The sequence below is a fragment of the Candidatus Saccharimonadales bacterium genome (assembly GCA_036388415.1).
Lineage (GTDB): Bacteria > Patescibacteriota > Saccharimonadia > Saccharimonadales > UBA4665 > UBA4665.
Genome location: DASVRW010000002.1, coordinates 985,277 through 1,007,618, shown reverse-complemented (window position 1 = coordinate 1,007,618; position 22,342 = coordinate 985,277). Strand labels below are relative to the sequence as shown.

Sequence of the window (22,342 nt, the reverse complement as noted above, 5' to 3'; positions counted from 1 at the left end):
CGTAATATAGCAAGGACTTTTTGCGTATAAGACAGATGTGTTGTAAAAACAACCTCAAAGTTTTGCTGCAAAAAAGGGCATGGTTATTCTTGCCGACTGTGCGCAGATGCAAACTTAATCGACGCGGGCGTCTTGAGTCAGTAAGCGGGCGCGCATTTCATCAAAACGCTTTTGTTGCTCAATGGCAACCTCTTCGGCTGACTTCGGCTTGGCACCAGCTGGGAGTTTGGTGTCAGTGGGCTTAGGGCCGTTATCCCCGCCCTTGCCACCGCTAATGACATTGACAACTGGGATGATGATTGGGCTGCGCTGCGTGTGCTCAAACAGGTAATGCGTCACGTGGTCTTTGATCTCCGCCTTGAAGCGGTCAAGATCGACGCGTTTGAAGCGTTGTTGAACAGCCCGCTTCAGCTCAATGCGTAGACCGTTCATCAGATCTTCGTTGTCACGCATATATATGTAGCCTCGGCTAATGATGTCTGGACTGGTCATTAGGTTGCCAGTTTTTTTGTCGACAGTCAGCACGATAGCGACTAGACCCTCTTCGCTGAGCAGGACGCGGTCTTTGATGACGACGTTACTGACAATAGCTCCGGTTTGGTCGACCAGGATTGTACCGTGCGGCACTTGGCCTTCGACGGTCATTTTGTCGGCGGTTAAGCAGATAACATCACCGTTTTCAACGTTAACGCAGTTAGCTCGTGGAATTCCCTGCTCGATTGCAATATCGATGTGACGCTGCTTGGTGCGGTACGCGCCGTAGATCGGTATAAAGAATTTTGGTTTTGTCATGTTAATCATATCAGCGTATTCGTCGCGGCTGGCGTGGCCGGATACGTGCAGTGGTCCAACGCCATCAAGCTCGTGGTGGCGAGCTTCGAAGACATGCACACCTTTGCGAGTTAGCCCGTCGACCATCGTGCCGACGTGCGCATCGTTACCGCTTTCAGGGATTGGCGTACTGGACAAAATAACCGTATCTTGCTCTTTGAGCTTGATATGGCGATGTTCGCCGCCAGCCATGCGTTGCAAAGCACTGCTTGGCTCGCCCTGAGAACCGGTACAGACTACGACGACGTCCTGATCCTTCATAGTCGGTACAGAGGCGATCGGCACGAATGTTCCCTTAGGGACTTTCATAAATCCATGGCGGATTGCCATTTCAAGCGTACTTACCATACTGCGTCCGTCCATGGCAACTTTGCGGTTGTGATGGACGGCGGCGTTGACAATCATCTGGACGCGGTTCATGTTGGTCGAAAACAGCCCGACGAATATCCGGCCTGGTGCATTGCTGATAATGTCGACGAAGCTCTGCTCGATCGTGCTTTCTGACGGCGTGCGGCCCATGCGCTCCGTTGTCGTGCTTTCGCTGAGTAGTGCCAGCACGCCTTCGTTACCGAGCTCGGTCAGACGGTCATAATCACTTTTCTCGTGGTCGAGCGGGTTTGGATCGAAACGGAAATCACCGGTGTTAATGATACGGCCCACGGGCGTATCAAGCACGATGCAAGTCGAGCCAGGAATAGAGTGTGTAATACGCACGAGCTCAACGAAGAATTCACCGATTTTGAGTTTTTCGTGCGTATTTTCATTCATTGTCACCGTTCTCAGCTCAAAACCTTCAGGCATTGGCAGGCCAAAATTTTCAAAGATTTCTTCGACGCGGCCAATTGTGAATTTGGATCCATAAATAGGTGCTGGGAATTTTGGGACGATATGCGGCAAGGCGCCGATGTGGTCCAGGTGGCCGTGGGTGATGATGTAGGCCCGCAGCTTGTGGCGGATTGTCTCCAGGTATGCCGTATCGGCAATACCGTAGTTGATACCGGGCAAGTCAACGCCAAGGTCGTTGCCACAGTCCATAATAACTGCGTCGTTGATGTATTCAACGAGAATCATGTTTTTGGAACCACCACCGTCCATACCGCCAAGACCAATCACTTTAAGACGTGGGCGATCGTCGACAACGTTGGCGCGTTCCCTGTTGTAGGGAGCACCTTCGATATTTGCCGATTGGTACTGATTGGCAATTTTTTGAGCATCCATTTGAGAACGCTTCTGAGCGCGGACAGCCGCACCCCGGGATGCGCCACTGGCGCCACCCATCCGCTGGCCGCTACCATTGCCTTGTCCGCGCTGGTCGTTACCACCGGACTGTCGTCCGGAGCTGCGGCCACCGCCGTTTTGGGAGCGTCCACCTTGGCCATTCGAGCCATTCTGGCCGTTAGCATTGTTTGAGCCGTTCGGACCGCCTTGGCGCTGTCCACCGCCGCCGCCACTTTGGCCGCCTTGTCCACCACGGCCGCGGCTGCCGCGTCCCCTTGGGCGTGGTTGACTGTCGCTGTTTCCAGCTGAGTTTGCTCCACCATTGCCGAGGTCGCTGTTTGAGCTACCATTATTGTTAGTATTGCCGGGGTTTTCCCTTGGCGTATTTTCTTCTGGATTCATAGAATCTCCTTGTTTAATATCTTATTTCTTCGATTAAATTATGTAATTTTCTTGATTATGTCGGGTATCTGCGCGAAGTCGTCGATAAGCGTTTGGCGCATACCGCCGTTGTACAGTGCAGCTGCCGGATGATACAGAGGCAGGACAACAACTTCGAGCACTTGGGACGGATCGGATCGGAATGCCAGCCGCAGGCGCTTCGGCTTCCCATGCTCTTTACTGATTTGCAGATCCGGTAAGAAGCAATTACTACTGTGACGACCGAGCGTCACGACAACTTTCGGTTGAATTACTTCTAACTGGGCCTGTAAATATGGCAGGAACGACTTTTTCTCTTCCGGCGTCGGATCCCTGTTTTCCGGCGGCCGGTATTTGACGATGTTCGTGATATAAATATCCTCGCGCTGTAACTGTATTATAGCAAGCATTTCGTTCAAAAACCTACCCGACGCGCCAACAAATGGTTTTCCCTGTATATCCTCCTGTTTGCCGGGAGCTTCACCAATAAGCACGATGTCGGCATCAGGGTTGCCATCCCCCAGTACGAGCTGCGTCGCACTGGCCGCCAGCTCCGGCGTTACCTGATCGTCCAGAATGCTTTGTCGAATAGCGTCGAGCTGTTGTTGCTTACTGGTGCTCATTTATGCGTTACTTTCTTAAAAAGCTTTACCGCAGCCGTTATACCGAATAGCAAGAACAAAAAGGCCAGGAAGTAATTAAGCAAACTACCGGTGTCGATGGCCAATAAAACCCAAACATACGTTATAACCGCGTCGAACAGCACTATAACGGCTAAGCCAATCTTCGTCTCCTGCCAGGCAAAAAGTTTGTTTTGATTATTCATATAGTATGCTTGTACCTTTGGTTCCCGAATTACTCTGAAATATTATGCGTTCTTATTCCTGCGCGTCATTTAGTTCGCGGGCAGCTGCGCGCATGCTGAGCTGTAGGCGGCCGCGGTCGTCGATAGCGACAAGTTTGACGGTGACTTTGTCGCCTTCTTTGATGACGTCGCCAATTTGCTCGACTCGGTCTTCGGATATTTCGCTGATGTGCACTAGTCCGTCTTTGCCGGGCATGATCTGAACAAACGCTCCGAAATCAAGCACGCTCATCACCGGTTTATTACGGTAGATAGCGCCGACTTCCGGCTCGGCGACAATGCTCATAATCCAATCTTTGGCAGCATCAATGCTTGCCCCGTCCGGGCTGGCAATCATGACTGTTCCGTCGTCTTTAATGTCGATCTCGGCACCAGTTTCAGCAGTAATCTTCTGGATGACTTCACCGCCCTTGCCGATGACTTCGCGGATCTTGTCGGGATTTATCTGGATCGATTCGACGCGCGGCGCGAATGGGCTAAGGCTATCGCGGTGCTTCGGCATAACCGATACCATGTGCTCCAAGATATGCGCGCGACCATGCTTGCCCTGCTCGAGTGCCTTGGCGAGGATTTCGACGGGCAAACCGTGGACTTTCATATCCATCTGAAGCGCGGTAATTCCCTTGCTGGTACCTGTCACCTTGAAGTCCATGTCTCCAGCAAAATCCTCAGCGTCAGCGATGTCGCTGAGCACGTACGGCGTGTCACCGTCCATCATCAGCCCCATAGCGATGCCGGAAACAGGTGCTTTTAGTGGCACGCCAGCGTCCAATAACGCGAGCGTCGAAGAACAGGTTGCGGCCATGCTCGTTGAACCATTCTGCGACATGATTTCGGTAACTGCACGAATGGCGTACGGAAATTCTGCTTCTGGCGGCAGTACCGCCGTCAGAGCACGCTCAGCTAGGTAGCCGTGGCCAATTTCGCGGCGGCCAGGACTGCCAAGACGGCGGACTTCACCGACCGTCCATCCCGGCGCATTGTAATGATGCATGTATCGCCGTTCGTCATTGCGCTCCATGGTGTCAACCATCTGAGCGTAGCTGAGTGGTGCTAATGTTACGACATTTAGCGCCTGTGTCAATCCACGGGTAAACAAGCTGGATCCGTGAGCGCGCGGCAACAGTCCGACTTCGGATGATAACGGACGAATTTCTGTCAATTTGCGGCCGTCTGGTCGGGTTTGATCGCTAATAATACCGGCTCGGACGTCTTTGTGCAGCGCCATCGTGAAAGCTTCATCGTATTCGTTTTTGAGGCTGGCGAAATCTTCGCCGACTTCTTCTTTGAAATGGTCCATTGTTTGACCGCGCAGCGTTGCGACAAGTTCATTGCGCTCTGGGTACGGTGCGCGCAGGTCTTCGCCAAGCTTTTCGGCTACATATTCGGCAACGGTTTTTTGGATGTTTTCGTCAGGTAGTACGAGCTCATATTCCTGCTTGGTAACGCCGACTCGGCTGACGAGCTCATTTTGCAGTGCAATGGCTGGCTGCATGGCTTCTTGGGCCATGGCCAAGGCTTCGACGATCTGCTCTTCGGTAACTTCTGAGGCTCCAGCTTCGACCATCATAATACCCTCGCTCGTTCCAGCAACGACAAGGTCGAGCGCGCCAGCATTCAGCTGCTCGGCGGATGCGAACGGTGTGATTTTGCCGTCGACCATACCGAGGCGAAGTCCGGCCACCGGACCATCAAACGGCGCACCAGTGAGCATAAACGCTGCGCTGAGCGCAATCATAGCGATCATATCGGGCCGAAAGGCTGGATCCATGGACAGAACTGTGGCCACGCCTTGTACTTCGTTGCGATAGCCTTTTGGCCACAGTGGGCGGATTGGACGATCAATCAGCCGGCCGATCAGGATAGCATCATCGCTCGGACGGCCTTCACGCTTGATATAGCGGCTGCCACTAATCTTGCCGGCAGCATAAAATTTTTCTTCATAATCAATACTGAGCGGGAAATAATCCATTCCCTGTACAGTCCGCGGGCTGACCATAGCCGTTCCCAGTACGACTGTATCACCGTAGCGTGCAATGACCGAGGCAGAGGTGCGGAAGCCGACGCGGCCGACCTCCAGGCTCAGCGTGCGGCCGCAAAACTCTGTCTCTACTTTAATGATGTCCTTGCCCATTGGATTTTTCTGGGTGGTTGTTGGTGTAGTTGCACTCATAGGTACTCCTGTTTTCTGGCTGAGATGTTGGTTGCAAGGTTCAAATATATGCGTACGCTTGTGCGTCTATAGTAGTCTCGACGCGATATATCTGTAGCTTTGCAGCCAACGTATGGAACTCTGCCTTTTAAATGTGCACAAGCTTGGACCTTTCTATAGTATAAAGGTCCTGGTTTGTGCGCAGTGAACTATTTAGCGGTCTTTATCGTACGGCTCTATATAGTATTAGCGGCGAATGCCGAGTTGCTTGATAAGATCAAGGTAGCCCTGGCTATTGCGTCCGGCGATGTAGCGGAGCAAACGGCGACGCTTACCAACGAGCTGCAACAGACCGCGGCGGGCCGCAAAATCTTTCTTGTTGACCTTGAGGTGCTCGGTCAGTTCCTTAATGCGCTCAGTGTCAATCGCGACCTGGACAGACGCACCACCAGTGTCCTTGGCGTGGACCTGTGTGCTTTTGATAGCTGCTTGTTTCTTCTCACTTGTAATCATATGAATGGTATTCTACCAGATACAGCATCCTACTGCAAGATGCCAGTCTATACGTTTTGTGGCAGCGACACTCGACTGGCTCTCGGGGCGCGTGCCGCACTCCCTACTTTACAGAACGTGACGTCAGTTTGACGCATATTATTGTCGAAGGTTTCGCTGACAATATAGTCAATTTTCCGTCCGTCCATCATACGATTAGATAGCATAGCTGCTATAGCCTCTTCTGGATATTTACTTGTATCTTGTAAAACGCGTAGCTTTTGAGCTATATGATGAACTGCTGCATACAACACGCCGCTCTGTATTACCATGATGGTACCGGCCTCGCTTCGAGGCATAATAGAGCTAATCCGTCCGCCAATATCATCATCAGGATGCTCCCCATCCACACATAACTGCGCCCTGGTATACACTTCAACGCCGGCACTTGATATACAACTTGCCTGCGCATCCTGCATTTCGGCCATGTTATTGTCATAATAAATAGCTTCAGAATCGTTTGCAAGAAACACGACAGCTACACCGACACGAGTTGCAATCGGCGAGTGCTTGAGGGTGCCGGTATGCTCAATGCCAAACTGCCGAATCTGCGGCGCGTTCTCTGTACTGAGAAACATTATCAATACACTTTCTTATACCGCACACGGCAGTAAAAATAAACTGAAGTTATAATAATACAATATATAATATTTATTGTCAATAGGTACGGGTTTAAATACTCTCTTATAGCAAGTCGGGCTGAGACGTACAAAACAGTCACCCGATCGGGAGACGCATATTATTGATGGCTACGTAGGCATACGCTTTCTCTTTTATGCCATTATTCGCACAAAAGGCTATGATTCCGGTATAGTCTCCGTCGCAGGTAATGTCAACAGCCGCAATGTGATATTGCTCATGTTTATATTTTCTACCTCTGTAGCGTCGGCGATAGAATGTACGCCAACTTTTGTACGGCGCAGGTCGCTCATGTACGCGCCTGTCTCTAGTTGCCTGCCAATGTCTTCGACGAGACTGCGTATGTAAGTGCCGCTGCTCACGGCACTGACGAACGTTATGAACGGATAGTCATATGCTGTCAGGGTGTTGCTGTAAATAGTAACCGGCCGCGCCTCCATGGCGACTGTTTTGCCTTCGCGGGCCAGCTTGTAGGCGCGGACACCGTTGATTTTCATGGCCGAGAAAGCTGGCGGTGTTTGCATAATATCGCCTGTGAATGCCCGCAAGGCGTCTGTAATCTGCTGTTCAGTTGGTGTATTGGTCGAACCGGCACTTTTTGTACCTTCCTCGTCTCCGGTGGTGCTGGTCTCTCCGAGTTTCATGGTCACTTCATATGTTTTATCAAGTTTGCTGAATTCTCCGGCCCGGCGGGTATATTCCTTGCCGACAACTAGTATAAGCAGCCCGGTTGCCAGTGGATCAAGCGTGCCAGTATGACCGACTTTGCAGTTTTTGGGTTTTTTGCCTTCCAGCTGGGCTACTTGACGTCGCACGTAATTGACGACGTCAAATGACGTCCATTCGCGCGGCTTATCAATAAGGAGTATTCCCTGCATGGCACTAGCTTACCTGATACAAGCGCAGTTTACTACGCCGTTGTAGGCAGGACTAAGCGCCTGGCATCATTGGCGGAGGCAATGGGGGTGGTACATTACCGGCCGGTTCTGGTGGTGTGGGCGGTGGCGGAAACATCGGACGGTTTGCTGCCGGCATAGCGCTGGCGGGCGGCATTGGCATTGTGAAGGCTTGGTCGGCTGGCGACATGCTCAGCGGTGCCGGTTCGTTATTCTGTGCTGTTGGCGCCTGCGGGCCGTCATAATTGGTCATTGTTGCCGGATTGCTATAGGAAGGCTGGTTTGGCGATATTGGCGTAATCAACGGATTTTGAAACTGCGGCGCCGCAGGTTCGACAATACTGATCGGTACAGCATCGACATGAGATTCTGATGGTTCTGACGGCTCTTGTGTTTGTGGCGACGGGTTTATAACGACAGCCGGTTCGGTGTGGGCTACCGCATCGAGGCTACTGAGTGCTGCTTCGACTGCCTGCCGAGCCGAAGCAGCATCGTCGGGTTCTGATGGTGCAGCTTGAGACATTTCTGATGCGGTCGGATTGGCAAGTTCGGCTTCTGGAGGCGTTTGCTGATCAGATGTATCTGCTGCTTGAGCCGGCGTGGACCTAGGCTCAGCCGTTGAATCTGAAGCATCGCCAGCAGCTCTCTCTTGGTCCGGTTGTGCAGCTACGTCAGCATGCAGTTCAGCCGTTACGCGAGAGGCAGATTCAGCTGACGGGTTTGCATTATCATCTGCAGCTGTTTCTATACCCTTGTCTGTTGCTGTTGCTTCATCTGATTGCGGCACCACTTCGCCTGATGGCGCAAGCGTATTTTCAATCTGTTTAAATGCGCCATGTTCATCAATCACAAGCTCTTCGGCAACGTCATGACGCACTAAACTTGGGTCGCTGACTGTCGGTGCAATTTCGTCGCCTGCCCGTAGATCTACCACCGTACCGATGAGCTCCTGGAGCTTCAGATTGACGAGCTGCTGATCGGCACCAGCAGCCAGCAGCGCCGCGCTGGCCGTCAGGGAGCTTGGGCGGGTCCGCACGTTGCTGAACCGGCTGGTTTCGGCAACGATGCCAGTCAGTAATGCAGTCGCAATATCAGCATCAAGCAGACGCGGGTCGAGCGCGTCGATCAGGCTGGCGACCTGCTCAGATAAACTGCTGACATTCAAATCTTCCCAGTTTGCTACGCCGAAGTCACCGCCGGGAGCAGCGTTGATACTCATAGTCACGGCATCGTGGAAAATACGGCCATGGGCGGTAATCGCGGCGTCCAGATCCTGCTGATGCTTGACACCAAGCGCCAAGATAAGCTCAACATTGAAATCACCGGCACTGTACTTGAGATCAGCTTCGGTAATACTGGTTTTGTACGGTGTAATAAAGATTTTGACGACTTCGTCTTCCAGCTTGTAGCGCAGTTTGTCGGCCTTGGATTTATCAATTGCGATTATAAAGTCACGCAGACTGTCGGTCGTCGTCTGCAACGTTTCGTCGGGATGCAAAAATTCAAGTACCGATGGCACTTTGCCGCTGAATACTGCCGTAGCGCTTTTGCCAATCTTATTGAGGACCATCGTCATGGCGAGACATGCCGCCAATTGGTCTATGGATGGATTAGCACTGACTGTCACGAGTATGCTGTTGGTAGACTTCAGCTTCTCGACTATTTGAGATTTGGGGTCGCGCGAACTGTTATTCGGATTCATAGGTGTTTCATTCATATGTTTGTTTATTTTTCTGTCTTGTAGAATACGTTTTGTACAATATTCTTAAATAGCCTTACTGTCAGTTTACCATAATCATTTTGTGACAACAAGCGTCTATGCCCTTCTTTACAACACTCGGTTATATCTGTTATAGTTTACAATCGAACAACCAATAGATACGTAATCAAAGGAACCCTTTCATGCCAATTATCAAATCAGCCAAAAAACGTGTCCGTACTGCTGAAAAAGCTGCCATTCGCAACAGCAAAACCAAGCGGACGCTCAAAACTGCATTGAAAGCTTTTCACAAAGCCATCACTGGCGGTGAAAAGTCGGCTGACACCCACGCCGCTGCTCAAAGCAACATCGACAAAGCTGCCAAAAAAGGACTGATTCACAAGAACAAAGCTGCCCGCCAAAAAGCGCAGCTCGCCAAGAAAGCCAAAGACGCCGGTGCGGCAGCCCCAGTTAAAAAAGCGGCAGCAAAAAAGCCAGCAGCCAGCAAAGCCGCTCCAAAGGTAGCTGCTAAAGCCCCTGCCAAGAAGCCGGCAGCCGCCAAGAAGCCCGTTGCTAAGAAACCAGCTGCAAAAAAATAGTCTTATCAGCTAGAACTCCTAATAGCCGCTCGTTGAGCGGCTATTTTATTTGTCTGGACGAATGAGCACACGCAGCCGGGGCATGCATCTAGTCTGCGAGCCGGATCAAGTAATCCAGCAATACATCATCGGCGTTCAGGCTCTCGCGCTTCAGGCGCTCATCGATAACCAGCAGGTCGGAAATGAGCTGCTTCGTCCGAGCGACGGTTAGCTTGCGGGCGATGCTCGCACTTTTGCGCACCACGTACGGGCTGATCTTGGCTTCGCGGGCGATGACATCGGGCGCGAAGCCGTTGCCGGCGGCTTTGATGAGCGCCAGCACATGCAGCTGCCAGGCAAGCATTGCGATAATCTGCTGCGGTTCGACCTTCAGTGCTCGCTGTTCGCCGTAGATATGCAGCGCTTGGCGGGTGTTGCCGGCAAAAGCGGCTTCGAGCAGCTGAAATATAGTGCTCTGCGGCGCAGCGACGGTCAGTGCGTTGATAGCCGTCCGGCTGATGTCCAATTGATAGAGCGATAGTTTTTCGATTTCACTGGCCAGCATCTGCTGATTGCTGCCGACTCGCTCAATCAGGTATTTTGCATCGGCAATGCCGAGCTGGGCCTGTTTTTCTCGAGCGAGACCTACCAGCCATTTGGCCAGGCCCATTTCATCGAGATCGTTATATTCGGTAAACCCTGACTGTTTTTTGAGGAATTTATAATAGGTTGAACGCTTATCGAGCTTGGGCTCAACGATGATGAGATCAGTGGTATCCGGCAGTTCTTGCAGCAGGTTTGGGGCTTTTTCGGCAAATTGCTTACTCGCCCCTGGCGTCAGCAGCACCACCATTTTGCGGTCAGATAAAAACGGCAAACTCTGTACCGATTCTTGGATGCGTTCGTAGGACGAGTCTTCTCCGTCGAGCCGCTCAAGCGCCATATCGCCGTACTCAGCTTCGAATACTGCTATCATTTGGCGCAGCTCCGCCCGCAACAGATAATTATTGGTTCCCGATAGTATCGTAATCACTGCTCCAATCATAACAAACGCTGGCCAGCCGCGCTGGTTTTACGCATACGTATGACCCTTCTGCTGCTCCACAAAGTAGGCTATCTTACTAAAGAAAGGCCAAAAGTGTGATACATTCTAGCGTAGATATGACACCATCAGTAGTTATTGTTTCAAACCGGCTGCCGATCAGTATTAAGAAGTCTGCGGACGGCAGCTTGGCCTTTTATCCAAGTGTTGGCGGGCTGGCAACTGGCCTGGCCGCATATGTCGACGACAAGCGAAACAAATGGATTGGCTGGCCGGGTATTCCGAGCGACGACCTGACAAAGGCCGAGCGCGAAGAGATCACGACAACGCTTCGAAAAAGCAATTGCTACCCCGTATTTTTGACACAAAAACAACTGGATAATTTCTATAACGGCTACAGCAATACCATTCTATGGCCAATATTTCACGATCTGCCTGCCCATACCGAAGCTCACGACAGATACTGGAAAGCTTACAAATCGGTCAATTCAGCTTTTGCCGGCGTCGTACTGGCGCTGAGCGATACGCGCAGCACCATCTGGGTACACGATTACCAATTGCTCATCCTGCCTGCCCTGCTGCGTGTCGTTCGACCTAAAGCCAAAATCGGCTTTTTCCTGCACATCCCTTTCCCGTCGCTCAAACATTTTCAAAAGGTTCCCTCTGCCAAACATTTGCTGGCCGGCACGCTCGGCGCCGACCTTATGGGGCTGCATACTAAGTCATACGCCGATAACTATCTCGAAGCATGCAAAGAGTTGACGAGTGAAATTGTTGAGTCCGGCCAGGTCATTCAAGGCGTGCATACGACTCGGGTTATGGACTTTCCAATGGGCATCGACTACGATCGCTTTACCCGTGCCCGCAAACTCAGCGCCGTCAAAAAAGAACTGAGGCAACATAAACGAAAGTACAAAGGTCTCAAAGTCATCCTGACCGTCGATAGGCTCGATCCGACCAAGGGCCTCGTAGAACGCCTGGAAGCCTACTATGAATTTCTACGCCGGACACCAACTATTCATGGCAAAGTCATTATGGTCATGCTGGCCGTGCCGTCGCGCACTGAGATTGATGAGTACATACAGCTGCGGGAACGCGTCGAAGACCTGGTGGCGCGCATATCCAAAGAGTTCGGCACCAAATCCTGGCAGCCAGTTGACTACATGTATACCTCAATGTCCGTCGAAGCCGTAACGGCACTGTACCAGGTAGCGGATGTCGCCTTTATCACCCCGCTGCGCGACGGTATGAACCTGGTTGCCAAAGAATATATTGCCAGCCGCCCCAAACACGACGGCGTACTCATTCTCAGTAGCACCGCTGGCGCCGCCCAGGAGCTGACCGACGCCCTACTCGTTAATCCACGCCGTCCGGAGTCATTGGTCCAAGCATTGACGAGCGCTGTCAAAATGCCGAAACGTGAACTAAAACATCGCATTTCGACCATGCACAAACAGATCGCCACGCATACCGTGCAACATTGGGCCGGTAACTTCATGCAATCGCTTCAAAAGCCGATTCCTGGCACTCGCCATATCACCAGGACGCTCACGCAGGAGCGTCAAGAGGACCTATTCGAAACATTCAGCCGGGCACAGCGGCCGCTATTATTGCTCGACTACGACGGTGTGCTAGCGCCGCATGTCACCAACCCAGCCAAAGCAGCGCCGACTACATCAATACTCCGGACGCTCAACAAACTCAGCCAAACCGAGAAAGTAGACATAGCCATCATCAGCGGCCGAAGCCAGCAGGACCTGGAGCTGTGGCTTGGGGACCTGCCGATAAGTCTGGTAGCTGAGCACGGTGCCCTGCTTCGGCCCAGCAAAACTACCAAAAGCACGAAGAGCAGCAAACCTGCAGCCAAGAAAGCAGCTCACGCCAAATGGCAGCGTCTGACTGATGCCTCGCCGGCCTGGCAAGACGCCGTACTGCCAATCCTTGAGAAATACGCCGCTAATACGCCCGGCGCCTTCGTCGAAGCCAAAAACTTCTCGCTGGTCTGGCATTACCGCGCCGCGTCGCCCTACTATGCGCAGAAGCATCTCGTCATATTACGGCGTTTGCTGCGGCCCTACGCCAAATCTCATGGCCTCGGCGTGTTTAACGGTAATAAAATTCTCGAGATCAAGCCAACTGACGTCAACAAGGGTTCAGCCGTAACGCACCTGCTAGACCAATACCCGGCAGCTAAAATTCCAGATTTTATCCTCTGTATGGGCGATGATTACACCGATGAAGATATGTTCGACAGCCTGCCGCTCACGGCTTACACCATCAAAGTCGGCCGTGGCCGGTCGATAGCCCGCTACCGGGTACAGACGACGGATGATGTCTATGCATTACTCAAACGACTGAGCGCATAATCCGCGTCTAATCCTCGATGAGTTTTGGGCCGTATTCAACGACTAAATCCGTTATTGCTTCCGCGACCATTGAGCCACGCTTTGTATCAAATGTTTGCAGCGAACTACAGAAATCTTCTACAACATTTTGTCCCACAATTGACAACGTGCGCTGGCGAGGGCCGACATGACCCTGTCTTGATACCCGACTCACCAAACTGGCAATTCGCTGCAGTTGGTATGGCTCCGAGGCAGCCGTCAAGACCGTGCCCGCAAGACGGATTACGGCCGCATCGCTATCGTGCGCAATGCTCCGTACTGTAAGTCTGTCGCCTGATACCAGCAGGCTCTCTCTGACGACGTTATCGAGTTCAAATGTGTACACTCCGGACGATACTGGTAATAATGTTCCCTTTCTGTACTGACCGCTCATCAGTATTTCGCCTACAGTTAGTCTTTCTGTGGCGGCCACACTCATTAATGCACTTGTCGCGTCCAACACGTCTTTTGAACCCACCCTCTCGGCTTTAACGTTTGCCGTGAGAACCAAATCGTCATATTGTCGGGACATCATGTTATTCGGTGTTAACTTATTATGTTGCATCGTATCAATCTACCATCCTGGCCAAGCGTCAGCAACTACACATACAGGACCTGACACTGCGGGCAAGTATGTGTCCCCCGCCCGGCAACGCGCGATTTTTCTATCGTCGCGGCGCAGCGGGAGCATGGCAAACCTTCGCGGCGGAAGACATTGGCAAATGTCAGGTATTTGCCCGGCTTACCTTCGGCATCGACGTAATGCTGATCTGTTGAGCCACCTTTGTCGATGCTCAGCTGCAGCACATCGCGCAGCGCAGTATAGAGCAACTGTATTTGATTGTCTGAAACATTTTTGACCAGCGTTGAAGGATGAATCATCGCACCCCACAGGCTTTCGTCAGCGTATATATTACCAACACCAGCTATGACCGACTGATCGAGCAAGGCAGCTTTGATACTGGTGTTTTTGCGCCGCTGCAGGCGTTCACGCATAATTTGCCACGTAAAATCGTCCGACAACGGCTCTGGCCCAACCCTTTTGAAGAAATCAATCTGCGGAATTTCGACGGTTGGTACCAGCCGCACCCAGCCGAACTTGCGTTGATCATTAAAATACAGATGCGCCCCATTATTGAAATCTATCGTCACTCGCGTCGATTTATCCGGCAGTTCCCCGATCAGGCTGGCATTTGGATGGCCGGCCCCAAAGCGCTCTGAGCTACTGCGGTAGACGAGTTGTCCCGTCATCTTCAGATGTATGACCAAGCTGTATTTGCTGCTGAGTTCTATCAGCAGCACTTTGGCCCGCCGCGTGACCGCAACGACCGTTGAACTCAGCAAAAACTGCGCGACGTCATGTTCAGCATTCGGAAAGCTCTTGGGAGTATCATGCGATACGTGCGTGATTGTCAGGCCCGGCAACAGCCGCGACAAACCACGCTTAACGGTTTCAACTTCTGGTAATTCAGGCATACGTCAAGTTTAGCAAGTAAAACAGCTATAAACACAAGCAACTACAGTTGGTCCATTTACTACGTACTTGCCGAATACACACAAGAAATTCATACTACATAGCTATGAGCAATTCTCTCGCAGATATATTACTAAACCGAAATTATGATGAACCCGACGAAGCACTCGCTATCAAAAGCTATGTACTTGAGGCATTTGGCAAAACCGTCGCCGTGACGGTGCGCGACAAAGAAATTATCATAACGGCCCAGGGCGCCGCCTTTACTAGTTCGCTGCGGATGCAGACACGCCAGATTCAGCGGGCGGCCAGCACCAGCAAACGGCTCATCTTTCGGATTGCTTAAGCGGACATACCAGCCTAGCGTGGGCTTGAGCGCCCCAGCAACCCCTCAAGCTCGTCTCTGCATTGTTCAAACTCATGGTACACCACAGCCTGCATGCCGACGTCGCGGGCCCCGGTACAGTACCGCTCTTGGTCGTCTATAAAAATGCATGCTTCCGGTGCCACGCCAAGTGCGTCGGCCACACCGTGATAGGCACGGGCGTCGGGTTTCACAAAGCCGGTGTCGCAGGATAACTGAACAGCATCAAACAGACCGGCCTGCTTTTCGCCAAACAGTTCGTCGAGCCAATTAGCGCCAGCGTTTGACAACAAGCCAATCTTATACTGCGGCTTCAAAAATTGAGCCATGTATTCGAAAAGGGCTTCGTTAGCGACGTTGTTAGCAATTTCCGCCCGGGCTTGCGTCGGTTGCATGCCTGCAAGTTCAGCGATGCCATTGATAAAATCATCATAATCCGCCAGGCCGGCATCGACTTGTTTGTTGAGGTCAGTTGCCTGCTGCTCCAGATTTGGGTCATGACCAAAATAGCGCCGCTTAAACGGTAGCCAAGCGTCAGACGTCAGGACGCCGAAACAATCAAATATTACAGCTTGTATCACTCTACCAGTATATAAGGCTGCGGTCCGGTCTGCCTAGAGGGATAGATTGCCAGCGACGGTGTTATAGTCCGGGACTTGGCGAATGAAGAGGCTTCGAACAATTGCTGATTTACCCTTGAAGGTAGCTGCGCCGCCACATGATGTTGCCCAAAAGCGTTGGATTTCGCTGCTGCCATCCTGGATGCCCATGATGTAGCGCTGACCAGTTGCACAACGGCCACGTTCATCGGCAAATTCTTTGTCACTATTGCCTTCGGTATAGCCAGCGAGTTGCAAAGCCTGCAGAAAATCAGCATATGCCGTGGAGTTATTGGCATACGATTTGCTATTTACGGCAGGACCCTCGTAACCCTTGAACGTTTCTATTGTCGTTTGGTCACGGCCAACAGTAATCCGGACACGGTTGTGTGTGAGGTCGGCCGTTACCGGTCCCTCCTGCGTAAATTGCATAACAGCACTACTACTATTGGCATAATCAATAAGCTTCGTTCCCTGTTTGGTCGTCTGGTCAGCGGAATCACCGCCGCCACGAAAAATCAGGACAAACACAAAGATGAGCAGTCCGATTGAGATAAGAAAACCAATGATAAATTTCATAATTATGTACACACCTCACCTATATTGAGCGTAGTGTGCTTATAATAGCACATAGTTAGCTATATTGCAATAGCATATGCATATTATTCATCGGTCGGCAGAAATTTATCGACCATTACACAAACTATTATTGCTACCGAGCAAATTGGTTAAAGATTTATTCTCACAAACCTGACTTTTTAGGTTCAGGCTTTGCTTGGTCTGATCTTGGATATTTGTAACTTTGTTTGTAATATCCTGGGTAAAAGTAACGACTTTATAGGTAATGAAGCCGAGAATCGCCAGCATAGCTAAAATCATGACAAAAAAGAATCCGAGCATTATTTTAATCGCGCGGAGCTGTCGTTGTACTGAGCGAAGTAATTGTTCATCCATTACTAAACTTCCATTTCGTAGTCTTATGGTAAAAAGTTATCCGAGCCAGGCTTGACGGGAACTACCGGATCAGGGATTGGCACAACTAAGCTACCTAGTGCTTCAGGCACATCTTCGCGTGGCAACTGTGATAATTTAGTAGGGTCTCTTTCCCAACCTGAGAGGTTAGTATGTGCCATATCACCTGCCTCCGCAGACATATCCGATTGATCATCTTCATTGATTTCCGTATGTATACCTGGGATTGGCTCACTGCTCTGTCGGCCCGCATAAAATGGTCGCTCACCGCTGGTTATTTCTGGTAAATCTTCTTCCGATGTATTTACACCACCAGACATAGAACCAGGTTGCGTTTGCAATTCATCGTCGCCTTCAAATTTTACCATTTCATATACCTCCACTTAAAGAAGGCACGTTGTGTGTGCCTTCTAACTCCTATCATGGGCTTATGCTCGTGCATTGTCAGTAAGATACTAGGCTGCGCTATTTACGCAACGTGGGTTGGGTCCCAGTTTGTGCGGTGATTTTGATCAAGTGTTTTGAGTTTTGTCATATCGTCTTTATCCAGTTCAAAATCAAATATATCAATGTTTTGTTCAATGCGGTCCTTTTTGGCAGACTTGGTTAAACAAACGACGCTGTAATCGATACACCAGCGTAGCATGATCTGCTGGACGGATTTGCCATGCTTGGCTGCCAGCTCCTTCAAGATTGGATCGTCAAAGAAATGGCCTTCTGCAAGCGGCGTGTAGGCCTCGACAATTATGTCGTTATCTTTGCAGTATTCTACTAGCTCCGGCTGCTGCAACACGACGCTGAGTTCCACCTGGTTTACGGCTGGTTTAACCTTGCAGGTTTTTAATAATTCTTCCAGATGACCGACGGTGTAATTACTGACGCCAATTGCTTTAGCGGCGCCCGATTCGTATATATTCTCGAGCTCCAGCCAGGCTTCGGCGCGCGTTTCGGTAACCGGAAAATGCAACAGCAGCAGGTCAACGTAGTCAGTGCGCAACTTCCCTAGTGACTCTCGAAAGCTCGGTTCGACGGTGCCAGCGTCCATATTATCGGTCCAGATCTTGGTAGTGATAAACAATTCTGCCCGGTCAACTCCGCTGTTCGCGATCGCTTCACCGAGGTGTTGCTCGTTGCCATATATCTGCGCACCGTCAAAGTGCGTATAGCCGGCGTCAAGGGCATAGGCTACTGCGTCAACGCACTCATCATGATCGGCATTACGCCATAGTCCATAGCCGATTTGTGGTATTGCGGCCCCGGTATTCAGTGTAAGGTCAGGTATTTCAGGCATGGTAGGATCTCCAGATTATATGGTGGTTGTATCGTACCGGATTTGCTGCGCCCGGGCAGTAGAATAATTTACGGTAGCGCTCTGCGTTATAGTTCTCCCCAGTTGTCTCCGATTGTCACGTCGACATCAAGCCGGACTGGTAGCGTATAGATGTTTTCCATGGCTTCCTTGAGCAGCGCGGCGATTTCCGGGGCGTCTGCTTCGGGGCATTCGACGAGAATAGAATCGTGCACCTGCAGCAGCTGCTTTGATGCCGGGAAATTTTCATGCAGCAATTCGTCAACCCGGATCATAGCTAGCTTCATGAGGTCGGCTTCGGTGCCCTGGATGGGCATATTGATGGCAGCCCGTTCGGCAGCCTGGCGGACCATGAAATTCGGCGAATGGATATCAGGCATCGGTCGGCGGCGGCCATGCAGGGTTTCAACGTAGCCTTGAGATCGGGCCAGTTCGCGCGTACGGTCCATATAGTCGAACAGTGGCCGCCGCACTTGCTTGTATTTGTCGATAAAGGTCACTGCTTGTTCGCGGCTCATGCCGGTGGCTATCGACAGGCCATGCGGGCTCATGCCGTATAAAATCCCGAAGTTAATTACCTTCGCCGCCCGGCGCATACCCTTCGTCACATCCTCTACCTGACGGCCGTACACCCTGGCGGCAGTTGCAGTATGAATATCGGCACCGCTATTAAACATACTGACAAGCTCGGCGTCCTTGGCCATCACCGCGGCCAGACGCAGTTCGAACTGGCTGTAATCGGCACTGACAAACTTGTTGCGCCTGCCGTCTCCCGAATGGCCCGCTACAAAGGCCGTGCGAATCCGGCGACCGAGGTCGGTGCGGGTTGGGATATTTTGCAGATTCGGATCGTTGCTGCTGAGCCGGCCAGTCTGGGCCACGGTCAGAGCGAACGTGGTATGTACCCGCGATTCGTCGTCTACTAGCTTCGGCAATGTATCGACGTAGGTATTCTTCAGCTTAGCGACTTCGCGGTACTGCGTGATGAGGTCGATAATTGGGTGCTGACCGCGCAGCTTATCTAGTTCACTGGCAGCAGTGCTGTAGCCAGTTTTGCCCTTTTTGATGCCGAGCGGCGACATACCAATCGTGTCGAACAATATATCGGCCAGTTGGCTTGGGCTGCCGATATTGAATTCCTGCCCGGCCAGTTCATATATCTGCTGTTCGTAACCGCCAATCAGGCTGTTTATTTCGTCTGAGAAGTCCGCCAGGTACGCAGTGTCGAGCAGCATGCCCTCATATTCCATGTCGGCCAGCACGGTGATAACCGGCCATTCGATATCCTTGGCAAGCTGATCGAGCTTCGGGATTTCCTTGAGCGATGTAGCCTGATGCTCGTACAGTGCCGCGATGAGTGATACAAAATCTGGGGCCCGTTGGATAATTTCTTCATCGCTAAGGTCCTCAAGCGATGAGCCGGCATAATTGAGATCGGCTTCTGCCAGATCGGTCAGTGTCTGCTCACGGCGCAGCGCGTTGAGTAAAAAGGCTCCAATCATGACATCGTGGCCGACTGCCGGCCTGCCAACACCAATTTCACGAAGTACCTTCAGAGATGCTTTAATATCGTAACCAATGAGGTAAGCGCCGCTCTCACCCATATAATCGTTCAGTTTTTCGGCAACTGCTTCGTGCGGCAGCTTGGCCAGATCAAAGCTATAAACTTCATCGGATTTTGGACTGAGCAGCAGGACGCGCGGATCTTTGCCATGCCGGCCAGCGGCCCGAGCGTGCACTGTCAGTTCCTGCGACGGCGTCAGTTTAAGATTTTGTAGCTCATCGATGGATGAGATAATGGTGTTTTTGGCTAGCTTTCCCTGCTGGAAAGCATTGGTGGCTGTTATTTTACCCTTGATGTGCATAACATCTGGCAATTGACGTACCAGGCTCTTGAATTCTAATTTTTGCAGCAGATCCAGAATCTTCTGTGGATCACACAGCGTACCATCGACTTCTTTCAGATCGAGCTTGAGCGGAGCGTCCGTCCAGATAGCACCCAGCTGCTTGCTCAGATATGCCAGTTCACGGCCAGCTTCCAGCTTGCGGCGCGTGGCGTCCTTGATGAGGCCAAGGTTTTCATAAATATTGTCAAGCGTTCCGAACTCTTGCAGCAGTGCGACGGCACCCTTTTCACCAATGCCGGGCACACCAGGAATATTGTCCGACGAGTCGCCCTTAAGAGCCTTTAGGTCCAACATCTGGTCGACACGAATACCGTATTTCGCTTCCAGACTCTCCGGCGAAAATTCTTCAATATTACTGAGGCCTTTTTTGAGGGCGTAGACGTGGACGTGCGGATTGACCAGCTGGAGCATGTCGAGGTCACTGGTAATAAGCATGGTCTCGATATCTTTGGCTGTTGCCTGCACCGCCAAAGCGCCCATTATATCGTCAGCCTCGTAATCGTCCATTTCATACAGCGGCCAGCCAAATGCCTGTAGTAATTCCTGCAGCACCGGTATCTGCGCTTTGAAATCGGGCGGCGTCGGCTTACGACCAGCTTTATACTCTGGATACAGCGCCAGGCGGCGGCGAATGTTGGTCTTTGGCTTGTCCCAGGCTACTGCCACATAGTCCGGCTGCAACCGCTTGATGACTTCGAGCGCCATCGACGCAAAGCCAAACACACCACCTGTCGGTGTACCGTCCTTTGTCGATAAATTCGGCATGGCATAATAGCCACGGTAAAACACTGACTTGCCGTCAATGACGACGAGCTTCTTGCGAGACGCCTGACTCTTTTCACTCATAAATTAAAGTATACGTTACCGTCCAGCAACTAACCAGCCGATCAGTAGAGGTCAGGCGGCAATATCAAAACCAACTATCAGACGGGCTTATCGGCGTCTAAGTATCTATCCTCAGCCATCCAAAGATCTGCGAGTAATTTACCGTGGACTACATTTTGTTGATCAGTACTGCGAATACGTGGCAGGCTTAAGATAGACAACAGATTAGTGTTTCCCTCGGGTCGAAATGCCGATTTTCGTATGTCGACAGCCGTGGCAATATCGAGCCGGCCGGTTGTCGTAACAACTATAGCTTGCGGCAGCCAGCTCTTCGCACGACCTAATTTACGAAGCGCCTTTAGTGGCCTACCGGCATAGTCAGTCTTCTCACGAATTATCCAGAATTCAGTTTTTCCGTTTGGTGATTTCTCAGTGCAAGCATCGAATTCCAACATTTGGTCAGCAAATTCTTTAAGTTCCCCGCCAGTCGTATCCTCAAATGTTTCAACTTCAGGCACAGTAATCTCGTATGGGTCGAGTGTCGCTAATTCACCCAGATGTTTCGATGCCTCAAGGATTGTAAGTCTGTTGCGAAACATGTTTGCCATAACCATACAAATATCTGGCGTTTCAGGGGTAAAGGATTGATCTAACTGTTCTGCCATAAGGTGTACACTTTCATCAGATTTATATACGTATATACGACACCCCCCCCATTACGTGTACATATACACTTCTTGGTAGCAATAACCATACAACTAATTTGTATGATGTGCAAGTCGAGCACACTCTAAAACTGTGAATTTTATTTATACATTAGAAATAATGCACACGTGGATAACTATATTTGTGAATTTCGATATCACATTTATATAAACCTCGTTGGTCTACCTTTGTTAACCTTTGAAGGGTTGGCAGTTTAGATCAGTTTTTGGAAATGCTGATAATCTGTGCGGCCACTTTTTGGAAGCCAGTCACCGCCCCACTCCCAACCACGGTTTTTCAAAAATTTTACCAATTGGTACGTCTCGCTGAGCGTACCAGGCTTTTCCGGATTCCAAACCGCGTCCGGCGGAGAGACCAAGATGTTGGTAGGACTTATATAGCGGATGTAGGAAACTGATCTATTCAAGGGTGGCAAGATGATCATGTAAGCTTTGTATTACTTCTTCCATGGCAATCTCTACGTGCTTTAAGTGGATGACACCTAGATTGGGTTCAACATAATCAGATTTCTTGTAGCTTACCATGTCACCTTCGACAACTCCCGCTATAACCAGTGTTTTGCGAGTACCTCGCTCATATCCTGGATTTAAGGCAAAATCTTCATTGTAATATTCAACGGCAACACAGCCCATAAACCGATCCGTGTCTACGAGTCGGCAGACGGATTCTCGGTATTCCAATTCCCCATCCCTCCGAAGGGCACTTTCGAATTCAACAACTGTACTTGGCTGTAGCAACTTCATTATTTCTTCGCCCAATAATGTACTACGAGGTATTTCATAGGTTTCCGGTGCTTTCATATAACATCCTTTCTTTACAGTTAACATTATTTCATAATAAATATTTTACTGAAACTTATTTGTGACAATATTGTTGGCGTATCTGTTATA

At 50.8% G+C, this 22,342-nt stretch carries 23 protein-coding genes; 3 read left to right on the top strand and 20 right to left on the bottom strand.

All coding sequences use genetic code 11. The features are described from left to right. Positions 1–114: 114 nt before the first annotated feature. From VF575_05355 to VF575_05320, 8 genes are all read right to left on the bottom strand, one after another. A complete protein-coding gene (locus VF575_05355; GenBank protein HEX8182997.1) occupies positions 115–2,451 on the bottom strand; it encodes a ribonuclease J in 2,337 nt (778 codons plus the stop codon). Between the two features lie 38 nt (positions 2,452–2,489). Next, a complete protein-coding gene (locus tag VF575_05350; GenBank protein ID HEX8182996.1) occupies positions 2,490–3,092 on the bottom strand; it encodes a uracil-DNA glycosylase in 603 nt (200 codons plus the stop codon). Then, positions 3,089–3,295, bottom strand: a complete 207-nt coding sequence (locus tag VF575_05345) for a hypothetical protein (protein HEX8182995.1) — start codon at positions 3,293–3,295, stop codon at positions 3,089–3,091. The genes VF575_05350 and VF575_05345 overlap by 4 nt, the downstream gene beginning before the upstream one ends. Before the next feature lie 52 nt (positions 3,296–3,347). Further along, a complete protein-coding gene (pnp, locus tag VF575_05340; protein ID HEX8182994.1) occupies positions 3,348–5,507 on the bottom strand; it encodes a polyribonucleotide nucleotidyltransferase in 2,160 nt (719 codons plus the stop codon). Between the two features lie 225 nt (positions 5,508–5,732). Then, entirely contained in the window at positions 5,733–5,999 is a 267-nt protein-coding gene (rpsO, locus tag VF575_05335; protein HEX8182993.1) for a 30S ribosomal protein S15, read from the bottom strand. 47 nt (positions 6,000–6,046) lie between these two features. Then, on the bottom strand, positions 6,047–6,616 hold the full coding sequence (locus VF575_05330) for a hypothetical protein (protein HEX8182992.1): 570 nt from the start codon (positions 6,614–6,616) through the stop codon (positions 6,047–6,049). Positions 6,617–6,835: 219 nt separating this feature from the next. Continuing rightward, positions 6,836–7,555, bottom strand: a complete 720-nt coding sequence (gene truB / locus VF575_05325; GenBank protein HEX8182991.1) for a tRNA pseudouridine(55) synthase TruB — start codon at positions 7,553–7,555, stop codon at positions 6,836–6,838. A 52-nt stretch (positions 7,556–7,607) separates the two neighbouring features. Continuing rightward, positions 7,608–9,290 (bottom strand): hypothetical protein, encoded by a 1,683-nt coding sequence (locus VF575_05320; GenBank protein HEX8182990.1) that lies wholly within the window; start codon positions 9,288–9,290, stop codon positions 7,608–7,610. Positions 9,291–9,475: 185 nt separating this feature from the next. On the opposite strand from VF575_05320, the gene rpsT reads away from it, so the two are divergent. Further along, entirely contained in the window at positions 9,476–9,871 is a 396-nt protein-coding gene (gene rpsT, locus VF575_05315; protein ID HEX8182989.1) for a 30S ribosomal protein S20, read from the top strand. Positions 9,872–9,959: 88 nt separating this feature from the next. On the opposite strand, the gene holA is transcribed toward rpsT, so the two are convergent. Next, on the bottom strand, positions 9,960–10,883 hold the full coding sequence (gene holA, locus VF575_05310; GenBank protein HEX8182988.1) for a DNA polymerase III subunit delta: 924 nt from the start codon (positions 10,881–10,883) through the stop codon (positions 9,960–9,962). A 128-nt stretch (positions 10,884–11,011) separates the two neighbouring features. Between holA and VF575_05305 the strand changes: the two genes are divergently transcribed. Beyond that, entirely contained in the window at positions 11,012–13,258 is a 2,247-nt protein-coding gene (locus VF575_05305; GenBank protein ID HEX8182987.1) for a bifunctional alpha,alpha-trehalose-phosphate synthase (UDP-forming)/trehalose-phosphatase, read from the top strand. A 7-nt stretch (positions 13,259–13,265) separates the two neighbouring features. On the opposite strand, the gene VF575_05300 is transcribed toward VF575_05305, so the two are convergent. Both VF575_05300 and mutM read right to left on the bottom strand, forming a co-directional pair. Next, positions 13,266–13,841 (bottom strand): hypothetical protein, encoded by a 576-nt coding sequence (locus VF575_05300; GenBank protein HEX8182986.1) that lies wholly within the window; start codon positions 13,839–13,841, stop codon positions 13,266–13,268. 35 nt (positions 13,842–13,876) lie between these two features. Next, the gene (gene mutM, locus VF575_05295) at positions 13,877–14,752 is read right to left on the bottom strand and encodes a bifunctional DNA-formamidopyrimidine glycosylase/DNA-(apurinic or apyrimidinic site) lyase (GenBank protein HEX8182985.1); all 876 of its coding nucleotides are present in this window, start codon (positions 14,750–14,752) and stop codon (positions 13,877–13,879) included. Between the two features lie 104 nt (positions 14,753–14,856). Here mutM and VF575_05290 point away from each other — a divergent pair, with 104 nt between their 5' ends. Beyond that, positions 14,857–15,096: a hypothetical protein gene (locus tag VF575_05290; GenBank protein ID HEX8182984.1), complete on the top strand. Its 240-nt coding sequence runs from the start codon at positions 14,857–14,859 to the stop codon at positions 15,094–15,096. 14 nt (positions 15,097–15,110) lie between these two features. Here the strand turns inward: VF575_05290 and VF575_05285 are convergent, their stop codons facing one another. The 9 genes from VF575_05285 to VF575_05245 all read right to left on the bottom strand — a co-directional run bounded on the left by VF575_05285 (position 15,111) and on the right by VF575_05245 (position 22,252). Beyond that, the gene (locus VF575_05285; protein HEX8182983.1) at positions 15,111–15,695 is read right to left on the bottom strand and encodes an HAD-IA family hydrolase; all 585 of its coding nucleotides are present in this window, start codon (positions 15,693–15,695) and stop codon (positions 15,111–15,113) included. Positions 15,696–15,728: 33 nt separating this feature from the next. Next, complete coding sequence (locus VF575_05280) at positions 15,729–16,292, bottom strand: hypothetical protein (GenBank protein HEX8182982.1); 564 nt, start codon at positions 16,290–16,292, stop codon at positions 15,729–15,731. A 105-nt stretch (positions 16,293–16,397) separates the two neighbouring features. Beyond that, the gene (locus VF575_05275) at positions 16,398–16,667 is read right to left on the bottom strand and encodes a hypothetical protein (protein ID HEX8182981.1); all 270 of its coding nucleotides are present in this window, start codon (positions 16,665–16,667) and stop codon (positions 16,398–16,400) included. Between the two features lie 23 nt (positions 16,668–16,690). Beyond that, positions 16,691–17,053 (bottom strand): hypothetical protein, encoded by a 363-nt coding sequence (locus tag VF575_05270; protein HEX8182980.1) that lies wholly within the window; start codon positions 17,051–17,053, stop codon positions 16,691–16,693. A 101-nt stretch (positions 17,054–17,154) separates the two neighbouring features. After that, positions 17,155–17,976, bottom strand: coding sequence for an aldo/keto reductase (locus VF575_05265; GenBank protein HEX8182979.1), 822 nt, complete (start codon positions 17,974–17,976; stop codon positions 17,155–17,157). Positions 17,977–18,062: 86 nt separating this feature from the next. Then, a complete protein-coding gene (gene polA, locus VF575_05260) occupies positions 18,063–20,747 on the bottom strand; it encodes a DNA polymerase I (protein ID HEX8182978.1) in 2,685 nt (894 codons plus the stop codon). Positions 20,748–20,824: 77 nt separating this feature from the next. Next, positions 20,825–21,391: a hypothetical protein gene (locus VF575_05255; protein ID HEX8182977.1), complete on the bottom strand. Its 567-nt coding sequence runs from the start codon at positions 21,389–21,391 to the stop codon at positions 20,825–20,827. Between the two features lie 254 nt (positions 21,392–21,645). Next, complete coding sequence (locus VF575_05250) at positions 21,646–21,858, bottom strand: M15 family metallopeptidase (protein ID HEX8182976.1); 213 nt, start codon at positions 21,856–21,858, stop codon at positions 21,646–21,648. After that, on the bottom strand, positions 21,851–22,252 hold the full coding sequence (locus tag VF575_05245; protein ID HEX8182975.1) for a hypothetical protein: 402 nt from the start codon (positions 22,250–22,252) through the stop codon (positions 21,851–21,853). Before VF575_05245 ends, VF575_05250 begins: the two co-directional genes overlap by 8 nt. Positions 22,253–22,342 lie beyond the last annotated feature (90 nt).